Consider the following 21,213-nt stretch of genomic DNA (forward strand, 5'->3'; position numbering starts at 1 on the left):
GCACGGTGACACGGAACGGCCCCGGGACCGAGGTCCCGGGGCCGTTCCGTCCGGTCGTGGCGCCGTGTGGCGGGGGCGCCGACCGAGGTCCGGTGGTCAGGCGGTCTGCGGGATGGTCCTCGCGTGGCCGGCCTGGACCGCCGCCTCGTCCTCGGCGGTCTTCGCGTGGCGCAGGCCGAGCAGGGCGAGGGCCAGCAGGAGGGCGGCTCCCACGAAGGCACCGATGGCGGCGTAGAAGGCGATGGTGCCCATCGTGCCGAAGGCGTAGGCGTTGAGGAGCAGGCCCCGCAGGGTGTTGCCCATGAAGAGCGTCTGGCGCAGCTGGCCCAGCTCGGCAACCTTGGCCTGGTCGGCGTTCGGGTCCTTCGACATCTTGAGGAACTCGCCCGAGACCTCCTCGTACGTGCGGTTGTCCGACGCAGCGTTCATGTGGACGAGGATGTAGTGGTCGGCGAAGGCCTTGGCCTGGTCGCCGGTCGTCATCTGCTGGCCGGCGTACTGCAGGAGCGCGTCCTTCTGGGCCTGGGTCTCGAGGGCTGCCGCGGCCGGCATCGTGATGTTCTGCTGGCTCAGCTGCTCGTGCACGTTGTTGGCGACGAAGCTGCTCGCGTACATCAGCAGTCCGCCGGCGACCACGAGCACGGCGGCCATGATGAGGCCGGTCCACGAGATCAGCTTGTCGAGTGTCTTGCGCATCGTTCGCTTCTTTCATCGGAAGGGTGTCGGTTTCCCCAACACGGCCAAACTACTACGGCGCGTAGTAGTTGAGTTGCCGTTTCAACGAGTCCGGTTTGAGGCGTGTGTCACATCCCGATGCGCGGCCATCACGTCCAGCGGACTCCCAGAGGACTCCCAGCGGGAACACCACCCCGGAGCCGGTCGTTCACCCGACATGCACAACCACTTCAACGGGCTCAAGACGGCCGCCCTCTTCGGCGGCATCTGGGCCCTCCTGCTCGGCATCGGCGCGCTCGTCGGCGGCGGGCGCTTCATCTGGGTCTTCGCGCTCATCGGCGTCGCGACGACCTTCTACGGCTACTGGAACAGCGACAAGCTCGCGATCCGCGCCATGCACGCCTACCCGGTCTCCGAGGCGCAGGCGCCGGCGATGTACCGCATCGTCCGCGAGCTCTCCACCGCCGCAGGCAAGCCGATGCCGCGCCTCTACATCAGCCCCACCCAGGCCCCGAACGCCTTCGCGACGGGCCGCAACCCGCAGAACGCCGCCGTCTGCTGCACCGAGGGCATCCTCGGCCTGCTCGACGAGCGCGAGCTGCGCGGCGTCCTCGGACACGAGCTCATGCACGTCTACAACCGCGACATCCTCACGAGCTCGGTCGCGGCCGCCATCGCCGGCGTCATCACCTCGATCGGCCAGATGCTGATGTTCACGAGCATGTTCGGTGGCGGCGGCTCCGACGAGGACCGCCCCAACCCCTTCGCCCTGCTGGCCATGAGCCTGCTCGCGCCCCTCGCCGCGATGATGATCCAGATGGCGATCAGCCGCACGCGCGAATACGACGCCGACGAGGACGGCGCCAAGCTGACCGGCGACCCGCTCGCCCTCGCCTCGGCGCTGCGCAAGCTCGAGTCCGGTGTGGCCCGCGCACCGCTCGCCCCGTCGCAGGACATCGTCAACGCGAGCCACATGATGATCGCGAGCCCGTTCCGGGCCCAGGACGTCACGCGCTTCCTCTCGACGCACCCGCCGATGGACCAGCGCATCGCGCGTCTCGAGAGCATGGCCGGCGGTCCGCTCCACCGCTGACCCCGACCGCGACGCTGCAGTCCGGCATCCCGGGCGACGGCCGGGCGCTCCATCTGGCAGGCTCGCACCTATGCGCAGTCTCACCCTGGCCGAAGCCCGCGAGCGATCCTCGCTGATCACCGTCACGTCGTATGCCGTCGAGCTCGACCTCGACCAGGGTGCGGAGGTCTTCGGCTCGCGGACGGTCGTCCGCTTCACGTGCGCCCGGCCGGGTGCCGAGACGTGGGTGGACCTCAAGGCTCGCTCCGTCGAGACGGTCTCGCTCAACGGCGCGCCTCTCGACCCCGACGCGGTCACCGACGGCCGCCTGACCCTGCCGGACCTCGCAGCCGACAACGAGCTCGTCGTCGCGGCGACGATGGCCTACAGCCACGACGGTCAGGGCCTGCACCGGGCCACCGACCCCGCCGACGACCTCGACTACGTCTACGGCCACCTCTTCCTCGACGCGGCCCCCAGCGTCTACACCTGCTTCGACCAGCCCGACCTCAAGGCGCCCTACGACGTCACCGTCCACGCGCCGCTCGACTGGACGGTCATCGGCAACGGCGCCGCCTCGCAGGTCGGTGCCGGCACGTGGACCCTCGCGACGACCAAGCCGCTCGCGACGTACTTCATGACGGTGTGCGCGGGACCCTACGTCTCCGTGCGCGACGAGCACGACGGCATACCTCTGGGGGTGCACGCCCGGGCGTCGCTGCGCGAGCCGCTCGAGCGCCACGCGGCAGAGCTCTTCGACGTGACCAAGCGGTCGTTCGACTACTTCCACGGGCTCTTCGGCATCCGCTACCCGTTCGGGGAGTACCACCAGGTCTTCGTCCCGGAGTTCAACGCCGGCGCGATGGAGAACCCCGGCTGCGTCACCTTCCGCGACCAGTACCTCTACCGCGGCGCGGCGACCCGCGACGAGCTGCTGACGCGGGCCAACACGGTCAGCCACGAGATGTCGCACATGTGGTTCGGCGACATCGTCACGATGAAGTGGTGGGACGACCTCTGGCTCAACGAGAGCTTCGCCGAGTACATGAGCCACCGCTGCCTCGTCGACGCCACCGAGTACACCGACGCGTGGGTCGACTCCTCGATCGTTCGCAAGGTGTGGGGCTACGGCGCCGAGCGATCCCCGTCGACCCACCCCGTCGCCGGGGTCGAGGCCCTCGACGCGCAGTCCGCGCTGCAGAACTTCGACGGCATCTCGTATGCCAAGGGCGCGGCCACGCTGCGCCAGCTCATCGCGTACGTCGGTGACGACCGGTTCATCGCCGGGGTCCGCGCGTACCTGACCGACAAGTCCTACGGCAACGGCACGCTCGCCGACTTCCTCGGCGCCATCGAGACGGCCAGCGGCAAGGACCTCGAGGCATGGTCGCGCGCGTGGCTGCTCACGGCCGACCGCGACACGCTCTCGGTCGAGCTCGAGGAGCAGGGCGGCGTCGTCGAGTCCGCCGTCGTGCGCCGCGAGTCGCCCGCCGACCGCCCGGCCGACCGGCCCCACGCGTTCGACGTCGCCGGCTGGACCGACGGGCGCGAGCTCGGCCGGGTCGCGGTGACGATCACCGGGCCGGAGACGACCCTCGCCGAGCTCGAGCGCACGCCGGAGCCGGCCGTGCTCGTCCCGAACGCCTCGGACCTGACGTGGGCGCGGGTGCGGCTGTCGGACTCGACGGTCGCCGCGCTGCCGTCGCAGCTCGGCCAGATCCCCGACGAGCAGGCCCGGGCCGTCGTGTGGTCCTCGCTCATCGACGGCGTGCACGGCGCGACGGTCTCGCCGGAGGCGTTCCTCGACGTCTTCGACGCAGCCTGGCCGCACGAGACGAACTCCTCGATCCTGACGCGGGTCGCGGCCTACGCGGAGCACCGCGTCGTGCCGTGGTTCGTCCCGCGCGACCAGCAGGACGCTGCGGTGGCCCGCCTCAACCGGGCCGGCGTCGGGCTGCTCGAGCGGGCGGCCGCCGGCACGACCGAGTCGCTGGCGGCGGCCCGTCTCGTGGCGGGCACGAGCGACGACGAGACGCTGCTGCGCTCGTGGGCCGACGGCCAGGGCCTGCCGGCAGGTCTCGAGGACGACGGTGACTTCCGGTGGATCGTCGTGCGCAACCTCGCTGCGCGGGGGCTCATCGGCGCCACCGAGGTCGACGCGTTCCGCGCCAAGGACGACACCCTGCAGGGTGGCCTCAACGCGCTCATGTGCCGCGCGAGCCTGCCCGACGCCGACGCCAAGGCGTGGGCGTGGGAGCAGCTGACGGGCCGCAACGGCCGCTCCAACTACGAGATGGTCCACCTCGCCCGCGGCTTCTGGGTCGCCCCTGACGACGCCCTCGTCGAGGACTACGTCGCGCGCTACTTCACCGACGTCCCGGCGATGTCGGCGTGGGTGGGTGAGGACGCCCTCTCGCGCGTCGTCCTCGTCGCGTTCCCGCGGGTCTTCACCGACGAGACGGCACGCCTCAGCGCCGAGACGATCGCGCGTGACGACCTGACGCCGGCGGTCCACCGCTCCCTCGTCGACGCCGACGCCGAGCTGCGCGAGGCCCTGGCGTCCCGCGCGACGTTCGGCGCCGCCGTCTGACGGCGGTGGGGGCCCCGAGCCCCGACGAGCTCCCCGGCGTCGTCCGTGCCACGTGCGACCTGCACCTGGCGCTCCTCGACGAGCAGGCACCGGGGCTCGTCGAGGGGCTCCACCTGCACGGTTCCCTCGGTTTCGGCGGGGAGTTCCACGGCGGCAGCGACATCGACTTCGTCGCGGTGACGACGAGGCGGGCGACCGACGCCGACGCCGAGGTGCTGCGCCGCGTGCACTCCGAGATCGACCGGCGCCGGCCCGAGCCGGCCTACGACGGCTTCTACGTCGTGGCGGCCGACCTCGCCGGATCGCCCGACGTCGTGCCGGACGTCCCCGGGGTGCTGCACCAGTGGTTCGACGTCGGCACCCACTGCGACGTCAAGCACATCACGTGGCGCGAGCTGCGCGACCACGGAGTCACCGTGTGGGGCAAGCACCTTCGCGAACTGGCCATCTGGAGCGACGACGCCGCCCTCCACGCCTCGACCCTCGAGAACCTCGACACGTTCTGGCGCTCGCAGCTCGAGGCGATGGAGCACCACCCGCGCGAGGCGTCCCTGCCGCAGGCGGCGGAGTGGGGTGCGCTCGGGGCCCCGCGGCTCGTGCACCTGCTCGTCACCGGTCGTCCGACGTCCAAGTCGGGGGCGGGCCGGTGGGCGCTGGAGGCCTACCCGCAGCACCGCGAGATCGTCGAGGAGGGCCTGCGTGTGCGCGAGCGCCCCGGCGACCCGTCGACGTATGCCGCCGACCCCGGCCGTCGTCGTCGCGACCTCGTCGCCCTGATGGCCGAGGTCATCGCCGACGGCGTCGCCGTCACCTCGCCGCCGTCGACCGAGGCCCAGGGACCTGCGACGTGACCTCCGACCGGGCCGTCCCCGGGCAGGGTTCCTGGGTCATCGAGCTGGCCGACGTGCGCGAACCGGCCTGCGAGGCGTTGCTGCGCGACTACTACGTCGACGTCAGCGACCGGTGGTACCAGCACCGGGAGGGCCGCGACTCGACGCCGGAGGAGATCGAGACCGGTTTCCCGCAGATGCGCAGCGACGACCTGGCCCCACCGACGGGGGAGTTCGTCGTGGCCCGGCGCGCCGACGACAGCGCCGTGCTCGGCGGCTGCGTGGGGCTGAGGCTCCTGCGCGACGACACCGGCGCCCGGGTGGCCGAGCTGCGCCGCCTCTACGTGCGGCCCGAGCACCGCGGGGCCGGGCTCGGGTCGGCGCTGCTGGCCACCGCCGAGGAGATCGCCCGCGTCTGGGGCGTGTCCGCGATGCGCCTCGACACCCGCCTGGACCTCGAGGAGGCCCGGGCGCTCTACGTGCGGCACGGGTGGGTCGGGGTGCCGGCCTTCTCCGACGCCTTCTACGCCGAGGTCTGGTACGCCAAGCCCCTGACCTGAGCGGCGCCGCCACCCGTTGGTGGAGGTCTCCCGGCACCAGGCGCCGGAAGAACTCCACGAACCCCCGGTGACCGCGCGAGCCACCCACGGCAGTGGTGCGCCGTCCGTCGCGTTCGTCCCCCTGTGCGTCGTGCGTGTGGTTCGATGCGCGGATGGGAGCAGGGGCGCCGGGGGCCGGCGGGTGGCGTGGCGCCTTCGCGACCCTCGTGAGGTGGGGTCCTCGAGCACCATCGCGGGGGCCGCGTGACGGTCACCGTGCTCTACAAGGACCCCGAGAGCAAGCCGGTGCCCGAGGTCCCGCCCTTCTGTCGGAGGTCGTTCACCGTGGAGGTCGAGGGCGATCTCATCACCTCGAACCGCAGCCACCCGCTCGTGCTCGGCGACCCGACGACGTTCTGGACGACGCTGGTCGCCGATGCCGCCGCGGGCGACCTGACGGTCCTGCGCCGGGGCGGCGACATGTGCCTCGTGGCTCGCGTCAGCTACCCGCGTGGCGCGAGGTTCGCCGTCGTCATGGCCGAGTCGGACTGGGACCTGGTGCGCCCGGCGCGACCTGCCGCGAGCCACGCCCCAGGGGTCACCAGGGGCTGGGCTCGTAGTCCTTGACGAAGCAGCCGTAGAGGTCCTCGCCCGCCTCGCCGCGCACGATCGGGTCGTAGACGCGGGCCGCGCCGTCGACGAGGTCGAGCGGCGCGTGCCACCCCTCGGCGGCGATGCGCAGCTTCTCGTCGTGCGGGCGCTCGTCGGTGATCCAGCCGGTGTCGACGGCGGTCATGAGGATGCGGTCGGTCTCGAACATCTCGCCGGCGCTCGTGCGGGTCATCATGTTGAGCGCGGCCTTGGCCATGTTGGTGTGCGGGTGGCCCGGCCCCTTGTAGCGGCGCGAGAACTGGCCCTCCATCGCCGAGACGTTGACGACGTAGGCCCGACGCGCCCCGGCGGCGACGGCAGCGCGCATCGCCGGGCGCAGCCGCGAGACGAGGATGAAGGGGGCCGTCGAGTTGCACAGCTGCACCTCGAGCAGCTCGAGGGGGTCGACCTCCTCGACCTTCTGGGTCCACGAGTTGTTGCGCTGGAGGTCGGGGAGCAGGCCGCCGGCGTCGACCGCGGTACCGGCCCGGTGCGCCTCGAGGCTGGCGTGGCCGGCCGACAGGGCGAGGGCCGTCATCGACGCGGCCGTCTGGGCGGCGATCGCGTGCTCGACCGACTCGCCGTCGTGGTGGGCGACGGCGTGGCCCCCCAGCGCGCCGGCGATCGACGCCGGGTGCGCCTCGCTGATGCGGTCGAAGGTCACCATCTCGGGCAGCGCCACGCCGTCGGGCAGCGGTGCCGACTCGAGCTCGACGAGGTTGCTGTAGGCGCCGGGGGAGCGGCGCACCGTCTGGGCCGCGTTGTTCACGAGGATGTCGAGGGGGCCTGCGGCGGTCACCTCGTCGGCGAGGGCGACGACCTGGGTGGGGTCGCGCAGGTCGATGCCGACGATCTTGAGCCGGTGGATCCAGTCGGCGCTGTCCTCCATCGAGGCGAAGCGGCGCATCGCGTCCTTGGGGAAGCGCGTCGTGATCGTCGTGTGGGCGCCGTCGCGCAGCAGACGGAGGGCGATGTACATCCCGATCTTGGCGCGGCCGCCCGTGAGGAGGGCCCGCTTGCCCGTCAGGTCGGTGCGCTGGTCGCGCTTGGCGTGGCTGCGGGCCGCGCAGTCGGGGCAGAGCCAGTGGTAGAACGCGTCGACGAGGGTGTAGTCGCTCTTGCAGATGTAGCACCCGCGCGGGTTGATCAGCTCACCCGCGAAAGCGCCGGTTGCGTTGGAGACCAAGGGGATTCCCTTGGTCTCGTCGTCGATCCGCATCGGCGATCCGGTGGCGGTCGACTCGATGACCTGCCGGTCGGCCTTGCGCTCGGCCCACGTCTTGGCGTTGCGCCGGTCCTTCTTGAGCCGCTTGTACATCAGCGACGCCGCCCGCTTCAGGGTCTCGAAGTCCGGGTCGTCGATCTCGAGCGAGGGTGCGAGGGCCAGCACCCGGACCGCGGTCGCGACGTCCTCGGGGTCGAGGTGCACGACGGCAGCGGGGTCCAGCTCGTTCTCGGTCTCACTCACCGCGCAAGGGTACGCGGGTGGCTCCCTCACGCCCCAATCCGCGGAGCGCCCGGGATGACGTATGCCGTCCGGCCGGCTCCCGTCCGAGCCACCGGGAGCGTGGTGGCGGGGACGGAGCGGGGCGGACGGCATACGCGATCGGGAGACGTTGGCCTCGCCCGGGTCACGTCCAGGGTGTGGTGACCCTGTCCGTGTCCCGGTGCGAAGTGGAGGGGGCCGGTCGGCTCAGCTGGTCGGCTTGACGGCGAGCGTGACCTCGACGTCCTGACGCGAACCGCCACGGATGATCGTCAGCTTGGTCTTGTCGCCGGCGGTCATCTCGCGGATCTGGGCGACGAGGGCCGTGGCGGAGTCGACCCGCTGGCCGTCGACGGCGATGACGACGTCGCCGTTCTTGAGGCCGGCGTTCGCGGCGGGCGTCCCGCTGCTCACGGAGACCACCTGGGCGCCGGCGCGCTTGGCGCTGCCGTCGGTGACCACCGCGTCGCGGGTGCTGACGCCGAGGAAGGCGTGCTCGGCCTTGCCGCTCTTGATCAGCTGGTCGGCGATGGACTTGGCCTCCTTGACGGGGATGGCGAAGCCGATGCCGATGTTGCCGCTCTGGCTGCCCTGGCTCTGGCCGAGCGAGGCGATCGAGCTGTTGATGCCGATGAGCTCGCCCTTGCCGTTGACGAGGGCGCCACCGGAGTTGCCGGGGTTGATCGCGGCCGACGTCTGGATGGCGTTCGTCACGACCTCGTCACCGGAGGACTGCTGCTGCCCGAAGGGGGACTCGCTCGACGTGCCGGTGCTGACGGGGCGGTTGAGGGCCGAGATGATGCCGGTCGTCACGGTGCCCGACAGTCCGAGCGGGTTGCCGACGGCCATGGCCGGGTCGCCGACCTTGAGGGCCTCGGAGTCGCCGAGGCTGATCGGCGTGAGGTCGGACGGGCCGTTGGTCAGCTTGATGACGGCGAGGTCGGTCGAGGCGTCGGTGCCGACGATGGTCGCGCCGTAGGTGCGGCCGTCGCTGAGGGTCACGGTGATCGCGCCGTTGCCCGTGGCGTCGCCCACCACGTGGTTGTTGGTGAGGATGTGGCCGCTCTTGTCGAAGACGACGCCCGAGCCGGCCCCCGAGCCCTGCTGGGTCGTGACGTCGATGCTGACGACGCTGGGCGCGACCGCGGCTGCGACGGCGGTCCAGTCGGGCGCGGAGGCGTTGCCCTGCACGACCGTGGGCGAGCTGTTCTGGTTGGGGTTCGTCGTCGCCGTCGCGGTGGGCGTCGAGGAGGTGGTGCCGGTGTCACCGAGCTGGGTGACGGCATACGTCCCCCCGCTCGCGAGGACGGCGGCCAGCAGCGCGGTGACGGCGGTCTGCCCGACGCGGCGGTCGCGCTTCGGGGCGGGGCGGCTGCCCTCGCCCAGCGGCGGCGTCGGCGGGGCCGGGGGTGCGGGCGGTGCCGACTGGCTGTAGTAGTCGCCCTGCGGGATCTGCTGGGTGTGGTCCTCAGGTGCCAAGGTCATGGCTCCTCCTCGCTCTGGTCTGTTGCCTCCATCAGACCTACCCAGCTTTGGACCCGGTTGTGGCATTCCTAGGAATCGGCTGTGCCTTGCGCTGCGCCGTGCAGCGGGCGCTCGTCCTCGAGCCGGGGCTCGGGGGCGGGGAGCTCGACGACGAACGTCGCGCCGCCACCGGGGGTCTCGCGGACGCTGACGCGTCCGTCGTGCGCCTCGATGATCGCGTGCACGATGGCGAGGCCGAGGCCGTTGCCGCCGCCCTTGCCGCGGCTGCGGGAGCGGTCGGCGCGGTAGAAGCGCTCGAAGACGTCCGCGCGCTCACCGGGAGGTATGCCGTGTCCGTGGTCGCGCACGTGGAGCGCGACGTGCCCGGTGTCGACCCGACCGACGAGGATCTCGATCGGCGTACCGGCGGGAGTGTGGACCCGGGCGTTGGTGACGAGGTTGGTGACGACCTGGCGCAGCTGCCGCTCGTCGGCCTGCAGCTCGGTCGGCTCGATGGGGCCGTCGATGCCGGTGGCGACGATGTGCCGGTCGGGCGCGATGGTGCGCGCGTCCTGGGCCGCGTCGGCGGCCAGCACGGCGAGGTCGACGGGCTGCAGCTCGAGCGGGCGCTCGCCGTCGAGGCGGGCGAGGGTGAGCAGGTCCTCGACGAGCCCGCTCATCCGGTGCGCCTCGGACTCGATGCGGCCCATGGCCCCGGTCACGGCGTCGGCCGACGGGAGGGCGCCCTGCCGGTAGAGCTCGGCGTAGCCGCCGACGGCGGCCAGCGGGGTGCGCAGCTCGTGCGAGGCGTCGGCGATGAAGCGGCGCATCCGGGCCTCGTTGGCCTCCCGGACGGCGAAGCTCTGCTCGATGCGGGCGAGCATGGCGTTGAGCGACCGGGACAGCGAGGCGACCTCGTCGTCGGTGTCGGGCACGTCGACGCGCTGGGTCAGGTCGCCCACCGCGATCTGGGCCGCGGTGTCCTCGATCCGGGTCAGGGGCCGGAAGGTGCGGCGCACGAGGTACCAGCCGAGCACCGCCGTGATGATGAGGGTGATGGCCCCGATGCCGGCGGCGTAGAGCAGGAACTGGTTGACCGTCCGGTCGAGGGGCGTGAGCGGCAGGGCCAGGACGTAGATCTCGTTGCGCGTCTCGTTGAGCTGGGCGAGGGCGAGCCACTGGGCGTCGCCCTCGACGGACCCGATCTGGAAGGTGGTCCGCTTGGTCACCCTGGGGTCGTTGACCGTGAGGGTGGGCAGCTTGGCCGCGTTGGTCTCGGTGACGGCCTCGCCGAGGGAGTCGGCCTTGCCGGTGCGCACGTCGATGACGCGGGTCGTGAAGCCGGTGGGCAGCTGGGGGCCGGCCTCGGCGAGCTCGGCCGGGTCGATGGACGCCAGGCTCGCGGCGTAGACCTTGAGCTCCTGCTCCGTCTGGTTGACGAGGTAGACGCGCAGCAGGGCGCCGACGACGAGCGAGGTGACGGCGAGCGCCACGGCGATGAGCCCGAGGGTGACGGCGAGCAGTCGCCAGCGCAGCGGCATGGTGCGCAGGCGGGACAGCGGACGCTCCCGGCGGCCCGGTGGGGCGGCGGGCTCGGCGGTCACGTCGACCACCGCGTCAGGGCGTGGTCAGCTCGGGGGGCACGCGGAGAACGTAACCCACGCCGCGCTTGGTGTGGATGAGCGAGGGCCCGTCGGCGTCGATCTTGCGCCGGAGGTAGGAGATGTAGGACTCGACGATCCCGGACTCGCCGCGGAAGTCGTAGTCCCAGACGTGGTCGAGGATCTGCAGCTTCGAGAGCACCCGGTTGGGGTTGAGGAGCAGGTAGCGCAGCAGCTTGAACTCGGTGGGGGACAGGTCGATGACGCGGCCCCCGCGCCGCACCTCGTGGGAGTCCTCGTTGAGCTCGAGGTCGTGGAAGCGCAGGGTGGCGCCGTCGTCGGCCTGGCCGCGCGTGCGGCGCAGCACGGCGCGGATCCGGGCGATGACCTCCTCGAGGCTGAACGGCTTGGTGACGTAGTCGTCGCCGCCCACGGTGAGGCCCTGGATCTTGTCGCCCGTCGCGTCGCGTGCGGTGACGAAGACGATGGGCTGCTGGCGGCCGCGGTCGCGCAGGCGCCGCGTCACCTCGAAGCCGTCGACGTCGGGCAGCATGACGTCGAGCACGACGAGGTCGGGCTCGGACTCGGCGGCCATGGCGAGGGCGGTCGTGCCGTCACCGGCCGTCTCGACCTCGAAGCCGGCGAAGCGCAGCGACGTCGCGAGCAGCTCACGGATGTTCGGCTCGTCCTCGACGACGAGCAGCCGGGCCTCTGCGGTCGGGGCAGTCTGGGTGTCCACGAGAACAGTGTCGGCACGTTTGCTGGGAGTTCGCTGGGAGTTCGTCGGATCCGCCCGGTCTCGATGGTGCGGCGGTCGGTGCCCTACCGTGTGCGGCGATGACCTCCCTGCTGCTGCCCGCCCTCCTCGGCCTCGTCGTCGGCCTCGTCATGGGCGCGCTCGGCGGGGGCGGTGCCGTGATCGCGGTGCCCGTCCTCGTCTACCTGCTCGACCAGCCGATCCGCGAGGCGACGACCATCTCGCTCGTCGTCGTGCTCTTCGGCGCGGTGGTGGGCCTGGTCTCGATGCGCGGCGAGGGACGCGTCGACTGGCGCACCGGACTCGTCTTCGGCGGCCTGGGCCTCGGAGGGTCCGTGCTCGGGGCGCGGCTCTCGGTCCTGGCCGACCCCCGCGTGCTCATGGCCGGTTTCGCGGTGCTGCTCGCCGTCGTCGGGGCCATCACGTGGCGCCACGCGCGACGGGACGAGACGGCGGCGCGACGCTCCGACGAGGTCTCGCTGACCCAGCTCGTCCCGACGGCGTTCGGGGTCGGCACGCTCACCGGCTTCTTCGGCGTCGGCGGTGGGTTCGTGACCGTGCCGGCGCTGGCGGTCGTCATGCGGCTGCCGGCGCTCGTCGCGACGTCGACGAGCCTCGTCGTCATCGCCGTCAACGCCGCCGCGGCGCTCGCCACCCGGCTGCTCGGCGGCGGGGTGCCGGGCCTGCCGTGGGGCCTCGTGACGGTCTTCGCCGCCGCGACGGGCGCCGGCACCTGGGCCGGCAACCGCCTCGCGGGTCGGGCCCGCGGGGCGGTGCTGCTCCGGGCCTTCGCCGTCCTCCTCGTCGTGCTCGCCGTCGTCGTCGGGACCGAGGCCCTGCGCAGCTGAGCCTCAGAGGTCGTCGGCGTCGACGATCCGGTACGCGTAGCCCTGCTCGGCGAGGAAGCGCTGGCGGTGCGCGGCGAAGTCCGCGTCGACCGTGTCGCGCGACACGATCGTGTAGAAGTGCGCGGTCCGCCCGTCGCCCTTGGGGCGCAGCACGCGGCCGAGGCGCTGGGCCTCCTCCTGGCGCGAGCCGAACGTGCCGCTGATCTGGATCGCGACGCTCGCCTCGGGCAGGTCGATGGAGAAGTTCGCCACCTTGCTGACGACGAGCGTCGTGACCTCGCCGGAGCGGAACGCGTCGTACAGGCGCTGGCGCTCCTTGACCGTCGTCTCGCCGGTGATCACCTCGGCGCCGAGCCGCTCGGCCACCTCGTGGAGCTGGTCGAGGTACTGCCCGATGACGAGCGTCGGCTCACCGGCGTGCTGCTTCGCGAGCTTCTCGACGACGGGCAGCTTGGCGTCCGAGCACGACGCGAGACGGTAGCGGTCCTCGGGCTCGCTGACGGCATACGCCAGGCGCTGGCTCTCGGGGAGGCTGACGCGCACCTCCACGCAGTCGGCGGGAGCGATGTAGCCCTGCGCCTCGATGTCCTTCCACGGCGCGTCGAAGCGCTTCGGGCCGATGAGGCTGAAGACGTCGGCCTCGCGGCCGTCCTCACGCACGAGGGTCGCCGTCAGGCCGAGCCGGCGGCGCGCCTGCAGGTCGGCCGTCATGCGGAAGATCGGCGCCGGCAGCAGGTGCACCTCGTCGTAGACCACGAGGCCCCAGTCGCGCGCGTCGAGCAGGTCGAGGTGGGCGTAGGCGCCCTTCCGCTTCGTCGTCAGCACCTGGTAGGTCGCGATGGTGACGGGACGGATCTCCTTGCGGGCGCCGGAGTACTCGCCGATCTCGTCCTCGGTCAGCGTGGTGCGCTTGAGCAGCTCGTCCTTCCACTGCCGCGCGCTGACGGTGTTGGTCACGAGGATGAGCGTCGTCGCCTTGGCCGCGGCCATCGCTCCGGCGCCGACGAGCGTCTTGCCCGCGCCGCAGGGGAGCACGACGACGCCCGAGCCGCCGTGCCAGAAGCCGTCGACGGCGTGCTGCTGGTAGGGCCGCAGGTGCCAGCCGTCCTGCTGGAGGTCGATGGGGTGCGCCTCACCGTCGACGTAGCCGGCGAGGTCCTCGGCGGGCCAGCCGATCTTGAGCAGCTCCTGCTTGAGGGTGCCGCGCTCGCTCGGGTGCACGACGACGGCGAGGTCGTCGAGACGCTCACCCGTCAGCGGCTTGATCTTCTTGTGCCGCAGCACCTCCTCGAGCACTGGGCGGTCCGTCGTGCGCAGCACGAGCCGGGTGCCCTCCTCGGAGTCGGGGAGGCCCTCCTTCTCGAGGGTGAGGCGGCCGTAGCGGTCCATCGTGTCGGCCACGTCGACGAGCAGGGCGTTCGGGACGGCATACCTGCTGTGCGTCATGAGGGCGTCGACGACCTGCTCGGCGTCGTGCCCGGCGGCACGGGCGTTCCACAGGCCGAGGGGGGTGATCCGGTAGGTGTGCACGTGCTCGGGGGCGCGCTCGAGCTCGGCGAACGGCGCGATGGCGCGCCGAGCGGCCTCGGCGCTCGGGTGGTCGACCTCGAGGAGGAGGGTCTTGTCGCTCTGGACGATCAGGGGTCCGTCATTCATCGTGTGGGGACAACTCCGAGCGTAGGTCGAGGTATTCCGGCGGCCCCTGGACCGCGCCGATACATCGAACCGGCGGCGAGGGGCCTCGTGTGGCGTGGTGACAGTATGGGCGCATGCGATCCCCACAGGTCGAGGCGGCGACGGGGCTGCCCCCGAAGGTGACGATCTACGAGGTCGGTCCGCGCGACGGCCTGCAGAACGAGAAGACCGTCGTGCCGGCCGCCACCAAGGTCGAGTTCATCCGCCGGCTCGAGGCCGCCGGGCTCGGCACCATCGAGACGACGTCGTTCGTGCCCGCGAAGTGGGTGCCGCAGATGGGCGACGCCGAGGAGGTGCTCGCGGCCCTCGGCGCCGACGGGCTCGGACGCTGGCGCCCCGCCCTCGTGCCCAACGAGCGCGGCCTCGACCGCGCCGACGAGCTGGGCCTGACCGCGATCGCCATCTTCGGCTCGGCCACCGAGACCTTCGCGCAGAAGAACCTCAACCGGTCGGTCACCGAGCAGTACGCCATGTTCGAGCCGGTCGTGAAGCGCGCGCTGGCCGACGGCATGTGGGTGCGCGCCTACGTCTCGATGTGCTTCGGCGACCCGTGGGAGGGACCGGTCCCGATCGAGCAGGTCGTCGACACGGCCGAGCGGCTCATGGACCTCGGCTGCCACGAGCTGAGCCTCGGCGACACGATCGGGGTCGGCACGACGGGCCACGTGCACCGGCTGCTCGAGGCGCTCGCCGCCCGGGGCATCGGCACCGACCGCGTCGCCGTGCACTTCCACGACACCTACGGCCAGGCGCTCGCCAACACCATGGCCGCCCTGCGCGACGGTGTCTCCGTCGTCGACGCGGCCGCCGGCGGCCTCGGCGGCTGCCCCTACGCCAAGTCGGCCACCGGCAACCTCGCCACCGAAGACCTCGTCTGGGCGCTGCACGGCGCCGGCGTCGAGACCGGTGTCGACCTCGACGCGCTCGTCGAGACGTCGGTGTGGATGGCGGGGCAGCTCGGCCGGCCCTCGCCGAGCAACGTCGTGCGCGCCCTCGCCGGCGCCTGAACGGTCCGACCGGCCGGAACGAACGCGGCTTTCGGCTCCAGGAGTGCGTCTCCTCGTGTCGGTCCGGCCGAGTGGCCCGCGTCAGGCCGGAGGCTGGTCCTTGGTGAGGTGGAGCAGCCAGTCGCGGTCGGTGCGGATCAGCGCGTAGCGCCGCGGCTCACTCCGGCCGTGGAGCACGAAGACGATGCGGTGGTCGTCACGCGACTCCTCCTCCCACCAGCCGGTGTTGGCGACCGACTTGTGCTCGTCGGTGTAGCCGAGATGGTCCATCGCGTGGTCGTCGACCGCGACCGCGAGCCGGTCGTGACGGCTCGACGTCGGCAGCCCCTTGGGCACCGCCCACGAGCGCAGCACGCCGTCCTCCTCGAGCCGGAGGTCGAAGTGCGGCCGCGGTTTCCGGTGGTCGTGGAGCACGTATGCCGGCCGATGGCCTTGGCGGGATCCCTTGCCTGCCAAGGCCGCTCAGCCCTCGAGCGTCGCGCCGGTGATGCGGTGCACCGAGAAGGACTTCTCGTGGCCGGACTCGTCGGTGGCGCGCACGCGCCCGCCCTCGACCTTCTGGGGGTGGATGAGGTGGCGGCTCGTCGCGCCGTGGCCGTCGGAGTAGCCGATCCACACGCCGTGCCGGTCGGCGACGGCGTCGCGCAGCAGCGACAGCGTCACGACGGGGTCCATCGCCTGGATGCGAGGCCCCGCCCGAGTCTCGTCCTCGGTGCGCCGCTGGTCGGCGGTGGCCTCGGCGGCGCGGAGCCCGTCGACGAGTGACTGGGTGTAGGGCCGGTCGACGGGCGAGACGTTGGGCCCCGGACCCCGGCGGCGTGAGCCGGCCCGTCGGCGCGGGGTCTCGGCGTGCACGACCGTGCCGTCCTGCCCCTCGTGCACGGGCGCAAAACCGTTGTCGCGCAGCAGTTCCACGAGTACGCGTGGGTCGGCCGACGACACGAGGACGGTCGGCGCGAGCCGTCGCAGGCGCAGGGGGGCGAGGTCGCGCGAGGCGAGCATCGTGTCGAGCACGGCCTCGTCGTCGGAGCGGATGTAGGCGGCGGCCCCGCCGATGCGGGTCTGGCCGTGCTTGCGGGCGACGTCGGTCACGAGGTACTCGAGCGGCTGCGGCACGGGCGTGCGGCTCGACCGGCGCACCGTCTCGGTGAAGTCGGCGGCGGTCCAGCCGGCGTCGAGCGCGCGGCGCACCGACTCGGGGGTGAACCGGTAGACCGTGGCGCCGCCGCGGGACTCGACGTCGGCCGCGAGGCGCATGAAGGAGCCGAGGCCACCGACGAGGGGCCCCGGGGCGACGGCGGTCAGGTCGGCCTGGACGAGGATGTGGTCGACCGGTGAGGGCAGGTGGGCCGACATCGCGGCCGCCACGCTCTCGGCGACTGCCTCACCTGTCGGCGCCCCCGGCTCGTTCGAGGTGATCGTGGCACCGGCGCCGTTGTCGCCATCACCTCGACCGCGCCCGGCGCGCTTGCCGTTCGAGGTGGTCGCGCCACCCGCCTTGCTGTCGCCATCACCTCGAACCGGGGGGACGCTGGGGACGAGGGGGGCGACGAGCTGGCGACCGGCGTCGGACAGGGCGCCGCGGCCGGTGACGCCGAGCCACTCCGCCTCGCGCAGCACGGCCTCGACGGCCTCGTCGAGCACGGCGGCGGACCGGTTGGGCCGCCGCCACGCGAGGCGTTCGCGCAGCGAGGCGTGGTCGGGCGCCGATCCCGGCTCGAGCGAGGCGAGCTCGCGCAGCACCTCGCGCCGGATCGCACGGATCGCGGGCCACTGCACGTCGGGACCGAGCGCGTTGGCCGGGCCGGTGCCGGTGCTGCGTCGCCCGACGAGGTGCGGCGCGCGGGTCGAGGCGAACCAGGCCAGGGCCAGGGCGGCCCACCGGTGCCCGGCCTCGCTCGAGCTCCACTCGTCGATCTCCGACGTGGGAGCCCACACGGGCACGACCTCGCCGTCGTCGGCGACGAGGCCCGCGGCATACGCCAGCTCGACGACGAAGGCGGTGTGCTCGGGCTCGAGGTCGAGCGCCATCTGCGTGATGCGCAGGTCGCGGACCGACAGGCCGCCGGCGCGCAGCACGCGGGGCGGCTCGGCCCCCCAGGTGGCGGCGAGCTCGTCGACGTGGGTCAGGCACTCGCTCGCGGCGCCGCCCGCGGCCGCGTCGACGAGGGAGACCGAGCGCGCCTCGATCGCGGGCGGCGTCAGCTCGACGGACCGGTGCAGGCGCCCGTCGCGCAGCACGAGACCCACCTCGCGGGGCATCGCCACACGGTCGGTCGACACCGGCACGAGGAGGTGGTGCTCGAGCAGCCAGCGCGCGGTCGTGCGCCCGGGCTGCGCGGCGGGCAGCACGCCGAACGCCGGCCCCCACGTCATGCGCTCGAGCATGGCCCGCGAGTCGTCGGGAGCCTGCGCCACGGTGGCGCGGATGAGCTCGGGGTCGGCCTGCTCGGGCGGTGCCGACGGACGCAGCTCGCGCATCGGGGCGCCGAGCCCGGCGACCGACGTGCCGAGCACCTCGGGCACCGTGCGCACGACGTGGTAGCCGTCGGCGCCCTTCCAGAGCAGGGCCGAGCGCCAGAGGTCCTGCACGATCGTCTCGACCGTCGCTCGGTCGTCGGTGCCGAGCAGGCGCAGCAGGTCGCTGCGGTCGGCCGCGTCGCCGGCGACGACGACGGCCTCGAGCACCTGGAGATGGCCGCGGTCGAGCGCCTCGACGGCGCGCTGGACGCTGGCGCGGGTGCCGGCGCGGGCCGCGAGACCGGTGAGGTCTGCCGGAGCCGGGCGCGCGAGATCCGGGCGCGCGAGCACGAGGTCGATGAGCTCTGCGTCGCTGCGACCGCGGATGTCGTCGGCGAGGCTCCGGCTCGGGGTGGCCATCCTCCCAACCTACTGCCCGTCGCCGGCCGTTCCGCGTCCGTATGCCGTGGGGTGGCCTCGGGCTCGCGTGCTGCCCGCTAGCGTTGCCCCCATGAGCGCGCTCTCACCCGTGTCACCCGCCGAGCCCGTGCCGGCGCACCCGACCGGGGAGCAGTGGACCATCGGCCACGGCCCGTTCGAGGCCACCGTCGTCGAGGTCGGCGGAGGACTGCGGACCCTGACCCGCGACGGCGTCGACCTCGTCGCGGGCTACGCCGCCGACGAGGCCTGCGCGTCGGGTCGCGGGCAGCAGCTCATGCCCTGGCCCAACCGGATCCGCGACGGCCGCTACACCTTCGACGGCGCCGAGCACCAGCTGTCGGTCACCGAGGTCCCGCGGGGCAACGCCAGCCACGGCCTGGTCCGCTGGGCGCTCTGGGAGCTCGTCGAGCTCGAGGACGACCGCGTGACCGTGGGCTACCGCCTGCACCCGCAGCCCGGCTGGGACCACTTCCTCGACCTGCGCACCACCTACCTGCTCGACGACTCCGGGCTCGTCGTGACGACCGCGGCCCGCAACGTCGGACCGTCCGCCGCGCCCTTCGGCTACGGTGCGCATCCCTACCTCGCCATCGGCGACACGCAGCTCGCCGACGTGCGGCTGCGCATCCCGGCCGAGACATGGGTCGAGGTCGACGAGCGGCTGCTGCCGGCCGCGACCCACCCGGTCGACGGCGGTGACTACGACTTCCGCACCGCCCACGCCGTCGACGGCGCGCGCCTCGACACCGCCTACACCGACGTCCTGCGCGACGAGGACGGCATGTGGCGCTGCACCGTGTCGGTGGCCGACCGCGCGACGACCCTCTGGGCCGACGCGTCCTTCCCGTGGCTGCAGGTCTTCACCGCCATCGCCGAGGACCGCAAGGGTGAGGTCGGCATCGCCGTCGAGCCGATGAGCTGCCCTGCCGACGCCTTCAACTCTGGCGACGCCCTCGTCGTGCTCGCGCCGGGCGAGGAGTGGTCCGGCGTCTGGGGCATCTCCCCGGCCTGAGCAGCGGAGGTGCAGCGACGCCGGAGGGATCAGCGGCCGAGCAGCACGTCCGACGTGTGCTCGAGCGCCTGACGCGCATAGCCCCGCCACATCCGGCCGACGAGCGGCAGGACGCGGGCGGCATACGCGCTCGTCGGGTGCAGCGTCCAGCTCCACGTGATGAGCACGCCCGTCCCCACGGGGGCGAAGGCCCAGCGGCCGTCCACGTGCGAGACGAGCGGCTTGAAGGCGCCCGTGAAGTCGGTCAGGACGTAGTCGAAGCGCTCCGGGCGCACGACCTCGGTCAGCCGCTCGCGCATCGTGCCGCCGTCCGAGGTCACGATCGTCCGGGTCTGCCCGACCGTGCCCCAGGGACCGGACTGGTCGCGCACCTCGCGGATCGGCGGGAGCAGGCCGTAACGCCGCGACATGAGGTCGGTGAGCGGGTGGGCGATCAGCCGGTCGAAGGCGGCGCCGACCTCGACGGGCACGGCGCGCGAGGACTCGAGGTGCAGGGACGAGGGCATGGTCCAGCGTAGGGCGGCTCGTGCGCGGCCGGGGGCTTCCGACGGGGGCTTGCGCCGGGCGGGGAGGCGGGGAGGCGGGGCGGCGCGAACGTGCGCGGCGGCGAATTCGGTTTGCTCCGAGCCGTTAGGCTGGAGCAGAGCGCAAGGAGCGCCATCGAGTCGTGCCGTCGGACGGCCGACCGAGATCTGAACGAGGTGGACTGTGCCGACTGGCAAGGTCAGGTTCTACGACGCGGACAAGGGCTTCGGATTCATCTCCGAGGACTCCGGCGCGGACGTCTTCCTGCACGCGAACGCGCTCCCGGAGGGGGTCACGACCCTGAAGAAGGGCGTGCGCGTGGAGTTCGGCATCGTCGAGGGGCGCAAGGGCGCCCAGGCGCTGTCGGTCAAGCTCCTCGACCCGGTCCAGTCCGTCGCCGCCAACAAGTCCGCGCAGACCCGCCGCACCCCCGAGGAGCTCGTCGTCATCATTGAGGACGTCGTGCAGCTGCTCGACGGTGTCGGCGAGGGCTACCGCGCCGGACGCCGCCCCGACCGCAAGCTCGCCTCCAACGTCGCCCGCGCCCTGCGCGGCCTCGCGGACGAGCTGGAGAAGTGAGCTGATGACCGTCACCGCCCCCAAGACGGACGCCGTGCTGCTCGCCGCGTCCGACCTCGCCCGCAGCGTCCTCGAGGAGGTCGCCGAGCCGGGAACCATCGGCGCCCACCTCGGCATGGACCTGCTCGAGGAGCGCCTCGGCATGCACTGGTTCGAGTGCACGTCGCCGGGCTATCGCGGGTGGCGGTGGGGCGTCAGCGTCGCCCGGGTGCCGCGCGCCAAGGTCGCCACGGTCTGCGAGACCAACCTGCTCCCCGGCCCCGACGCCGTCCTGGCCCCCGAGTGGCTGCCGTATGCCGACCGGCTCGCTCCCGGCGACCTCGGCGCCGGCGACGTGCTGCCGTTCCGCCCCGACGACCCCAACCTCGAGGCGGGCTTCGAGGCGACGGGCGAGGAGGAGGTCGACCAGATGGCCTTCTTCGAGCTCGGTCTCGGCCGTCCCCGGGTGCTCTCGGCGGAGGGCCGTGAGGCCGCCGCGACCCGGTGGTACTCCGGCGACAACGGCCCGACCTCCGAGGTGGCCGCCAAGGCCACCGAGCACTGCTCGACTTGCGGCTACTTCCTGCCCATGGCCGGTGCGCTGCGCGTGACCTTCGGGGTCTGCGCCAACGAGTGGAGCCCGTCCGACGGTCGCGTCGTCACGCTCGACCATGGCTGCGGCGCGCACTCCGAGACCGACATGGACCACCCCGAGCCGATGCCGGTCGGCGAGCCGATCGTCGACGAGTTCGCCGTCGACGTCGAGCCCGCCGAGCGTCCCGCGCAGCGGGACCAGGACGAGTCGCCGACCGCCACGACGGACATGGCGTCCGACGACACCACGGACGACACCACGGACGGGGCCACGGACGAAGCCCAGGACGCGTCTCCGGGCGAGACGCCCGCGGAGGACCAGCCCGCCGAGGAGCAGCACGGCTCGGACGACCCCGTCACCGACTGACGGAAGGTCCAGCGCGACGAACCACCCGGCACACCCGGGTG

19 protein-coding genes are annotated in these 21,213 nt (G+C 72.7%); 10 read left to right on the top strand and 9 right to left on the bottom strand.

Translation table 11 applies throughout. From position 1 onward, the window contains the following. Positions 1 to 96: 96 nt before the first annotated feature. Positions 97 to 696 carry a hypothetical protein gene (locus tag IEY30_RS11730; protein WP_030196057.1) on the bottom strand — a complete coding sequence of 200 codons (600 nt, stop codon included), beginning with the start codon at positions 694 to 696 and terminating at the stop codon, positions 97 to 99. A 196-nt stretch (positions 697 to 892) separates the two neighbouring features. On the opposite strand from IEY30_RS11730, the gene htpX reads away from it, so the two are divergent. From htpX to IEY30_RS11755, 5 genes are all read left to right on the top strand, one after another. Beyond that, the gene (gene htpX / locus IEY30_RS11735; protein WP_030196060.1) at positions 893 to 1,768 is read left to right on the top strand and encodes a zinc metalloprotease HtpX; all 876 of its coding nucleotides are present in this window, start codon (positions 893 to 895) and stop codon (positions 1,766 to 1,768) included. Between the two features lie 70 nt (positions 1,769 to 1,838). Next, complete coding sequence (gene pepN, locus IEY30_RS11740) at positions 1,839 to 4,337, top strand: aminopeptidase N (RefSeq protein ID WP_030196063.1); 2,499 nt, start codon at positions 1,839 to 1,841, stop codon at positions 4,335 to 4,337. Positions 4,338 to 4,342: 5 nt separating this feature from the next. Then, positions 4,343 to 5,188, top strand: a complete 846-nt coding sequence (locus tag IEY30_RS11745; protein ID WP_052358412.1) for a nucleotidyltransferase family protein — start codon at positions 4,343 to 4,345, stop codon at positions 5,186 to 5,188. After that, a complete protein-coding gene (locus IEY30_RS11750; RefSeq protein ID WP_052358413.1) occupies positions 5,185 to 5,727 on the top strand; it encodes a GNAT family N-acetyltransferase in 543 nt (180 codons plus the stop codon). Before IEY30_RS11745 ends, IEY30_RS11750 begins: the two co-directional genes overlap by 4 nt. A 243-nt stretch (positions 5,728 to 5,970) precedes the next feature. Beyond that, positions 5,971 to 6,333, top strand: coding sequence for a hypothetical protein (locus IEY30_RS11755; RefSeq protein ID WP_030196075.1), 363 nt, complete (start codon positions 5,971 to 5,973; stop codon positions 6,331 to 6,333). Here IEY30_RS11755 and IEY30_RS11760 read toward each other — a convergent pair. The 4 genes from IEY30_RS11760 to IEY30_RS11775 form a co-directional block, all read right to left on the bottom strand. Further along, the gene (locus IEY30_RS11760) at positions 6,305 to 7,825 is read right to left on the bottom strand and encodes an SDR family NAD(P)-dependent oxidoreductase (RefSeq protein ID WP_030196079.1); all 1,521 of its coding nucleotides are present in this window, start codon (positions 7,823 to 7,825) and stop codon (positions 6,305 to 6,307) included. The two genes, IEY30_RS11755 and IEY30_RS11760, sit on opposite strands and share 29 nt — an antisense overlap. Positions 7,826 to 8,050: 225 nt before the next feature. Continuing rightward, a complete protein-coding gene (locus IEY30_RS11765; RefSeq protein WP_030196083.1) occupies positions 8,051 to 9,328 on the bottom strand; it encodes a S1C family serine protease in 1,278 nt (425 codons plus the stop codon). Positions 9,329 to 9,396: 68 nt separating this feature from the next. Continuing rightward, the gene (locus IEY30_RS11770) at positions 9,397 to 10,911 is read right to left on the bottom strand and encodes a sensor histidine kinase (RefSeq protein WP_229674959.1); all 1,515 of its coding nucleotides are present in this window, start codon (positions 10,909 to 10,911) and stop codon (positions 9,397 to 9,399) included. Between the two features lie 13 nt (positions 10,912 to 10,924). Beyond that, positions 10,925 to 11,647 carry a response regulator transcription factor gene (locus IEY30_RS11775; protein ID WP_030196091.1) on the bottom strand — a complete coding sequence of 241 codons (723 nt, stop codon included), beginning with the start codon at positions 11,645 to 11,647 and terminating at the stop codon, positions 10,925 to 10,927. A 98-nt stretch (positions 11,648 to 11,745) separates the two neighbouring features. Between IEY30_RS11775 and IEY30_RS11780 the strand changes: the two genes are divergently transcribed. Beyond that, entirely contained in the window at positions 11,746 to 12,513 is a 768-nt protein-coding gene (locus IEY30_RS11780; RefSeq protein WP_030196094.1) for a sulfite exporter TauE/SafE family protein, read from the top strand. Between the two features lie 3 nt (positions 12,514 to 12,516). Here the strand turns inward: IEY30_RS11780 and IEY30_RS11785 are convergent, their stop codons facing one another. Further along, positions 12,517 to 14,169, bottom strand: a complete 1,653-nt coding sequence (locus tag IEY30_RS11785) for a DNA repair helicase XPB (RefSeq protein ID WP_030196097.1) — start codon at positions 14,167 to 14,169, stop codon at positions 12,517 to 12,519. A 113-nt stretch (positions 14,170 to 14,282) separates the two neighbouring features. On the opposite strand from IEY30_RS11785, the gene IEY30_RS11790 reads away from it, so the two are divergent. Continuing rightward, positions 14,283 to 15,215, top strand: coding sequence for a hydroxymethylglutaryl-CoA lyase (locus IEY30_RS11790; RefSeq protein WP_030196100.1), 933 nt, complete (start codon positions 14,283 to 14,285; stop codon positions 15,213 to 15,215). A gap of 81 nt (positions 15,216 to 15,296) precedes the next feature. On the opposite strand, the gene IEY30_RS11795 is transcribed toward IEY30_RS11790, so the two are convergent. Together IEY30_RS11795 and IEY30_RS11800 are read right to left on the bottom strand one after the other, a co-directional pair. Further along, positions 15,297 to 15,671 carry a DNA polymerase ligase N-terminal domain-containing protein gene (locus IEY30_RS11795; RefSeq protein ID WP_043416469.1) on the bottom strand — a complete coding sequence of 125 codons (375 nt, stop codon included), beginning with the start codon at positions 15,669 to 15,671 and terminating at the stop codon, positions 15,297 to 15,299. A 6-nt stretch (positions 15,672 to 15,677) separates the two neighbouring features. Next, entirely contained in the window at positions 15,678 to 18,095 is a 2,418-nt protein-coding gene (locus IEY30_RS11800) for a helicase-associated domain-containing protein (RefSeq protein WP_030196113.1), read from the bottom strand. A 91-nt stretch (positions 18,096 to 18,186) separates the two neighbouring features. Here IEY30_RS11800 and IEY30_RS11805 point away from each other — a divergent pair, with 91 nt between their 5' ends. Beyond that, positions 18,187 to 19,128, top strand: coding sequence for an aldose 1-epimerase family protein (locus IEY30_RS11805; protein ID WP_052358414.1), 942 nt, complete (start codon positions 18,187 to 18,189; stop codon positions 19,126 to 19,128). Positions 19,129 to 19,157: 29 nt separating this feature from the next. On the opposite strand, the gene IEY30_RS11810 is transcribed toward IEY30_RS11805, so the two are convergent. Beyond that, positions 19,158 to 19,634, bottom strand: coding sequence for an SRPBCC family protein (locus IEY30_RS11810; protein ID WP_030196121.1), 477 nt, complete (start codon positions 19,632 to 19,634; stop codon positions 19,158 to 19,160). A gap of 202 nt (positions 19,635 to 19,836) precedes the next feature. Here IEY30_RS11810 and IEY30_RS11815 point away from each other — a divergent pair, with 202 nt between their 5' ends. Both IEY30_RS11815 and IEY30_RS11820 read left to right on the top strand, forming a co-directional pair. After that, complete coding sequence (locus tag IEY30_RS11815) at positions 19,837 to 20,232, top strand: cold-shock protein (RefSeq protein ID WP_030196124.1); 396 nt, start codon at positions 19,837 to 19,839, stop codon at positions 20,230 to 20,232. A gap of 4 nt (positions 20,233 to 20,236) precedes the next feature. Beyond that, on the top strand, positions 20,237 to 21,172 hold the full coding sequence (locus IEY30_RS11820) for a DUF3027 domain-containing protein (protein ID WP_043416474.1): 936 nt from the start codon (positions 20,237 to 20,239) through the stop codon (positions 21,170 to 21,172). The last annotated feature ends 41 nt before the right edge of the window (positions 21,173 to 21,213 follow it).

Origin of the sequence: Terrabacter tumescens, from assembly GCF_014646815.1 — a bacterium.
Lineage (GTDB): Bacteria > Actinomycetota > Actinomycetes > Actinomycetales > Dermatophilaceae > Terrabacter > Terrabacter tumescens.

Coding starts and splice junctions, on each gene's coding strand:
- IEY30_RS11805 (WP_052358414.1), top strand. CDS start 18,187: ATGAGCGCGCTCTCACCCGTGTCACCCGCCGAGCCCGTGCCGGCGCAC.
- IEY30_RS11780 (WP_030196094.1), top strand. CDS start 11,746: ATGACCTCCCTGCTGCTGCCCGCCCTCCTCGGCCTCGTCGTCGGCCTC.
- IEY30_RS11820 (WP_043416474.1), top strand. CDS start 20,237: ATGACCGTCACCGCCCCCAAGACGGACGCCGTGCTGCTCGCCGCGTCC.
- IEY30_RS11810 (WP_030196121.1), bottom strand. CDS start 19,634: ATGCCCTCGTCCCTGCACCTCGAGTCCTCGCGCGCCGTGCCCGTCGAG.
- IEY30_RS11765 (WP_030196083.1), bottom strand. CDS start 9,328: ATGACCTTGGCACCTGAGGACCACACCCAGCAGATCCCGCAGGGCGAC.
- IEY30_RS11800 (WP_030196113.1), bottom strand. CDS start 18,095: ATGGCCACCCCGAGCCGGAGCCTCGCCGACGACATCCGCGGTCGCAGC.
- htpX (WP_030196060.1), top strand. CDS start 893: ATGCACAACCACTTCAACGGGCTCAAGACGGCCGCCCTCTTCGGCGGC.
- IEY30_RS11785 (WP_030196097.1), bottom strand. CDS start 14,169: ATGAATGACGGACCCCTGATCGTCCAGAGCGACAAGACCCTCCTCCTC.
- IEY30_RS11790 (WP_030196100.1), top strand. CDS start 14,283: ATGCGATCCCCACAGGTCGAGGCGGCGACGGGGCTGCCCCCGAAGGTG.
- pepN (WP_030196063.1), top strand. CDS start 1,839: ATGCGCAGTCTCACCCTGGCCGAAGCCCGCGAGCGATCCTCGCTGATC.
- IEY30_RS11730 (WP_030196057.1), bottom strand. CDS start 696: ATGCGCAAGACACTCGACAAGCTGATCTCGTGGACCGGCCTCATCATG.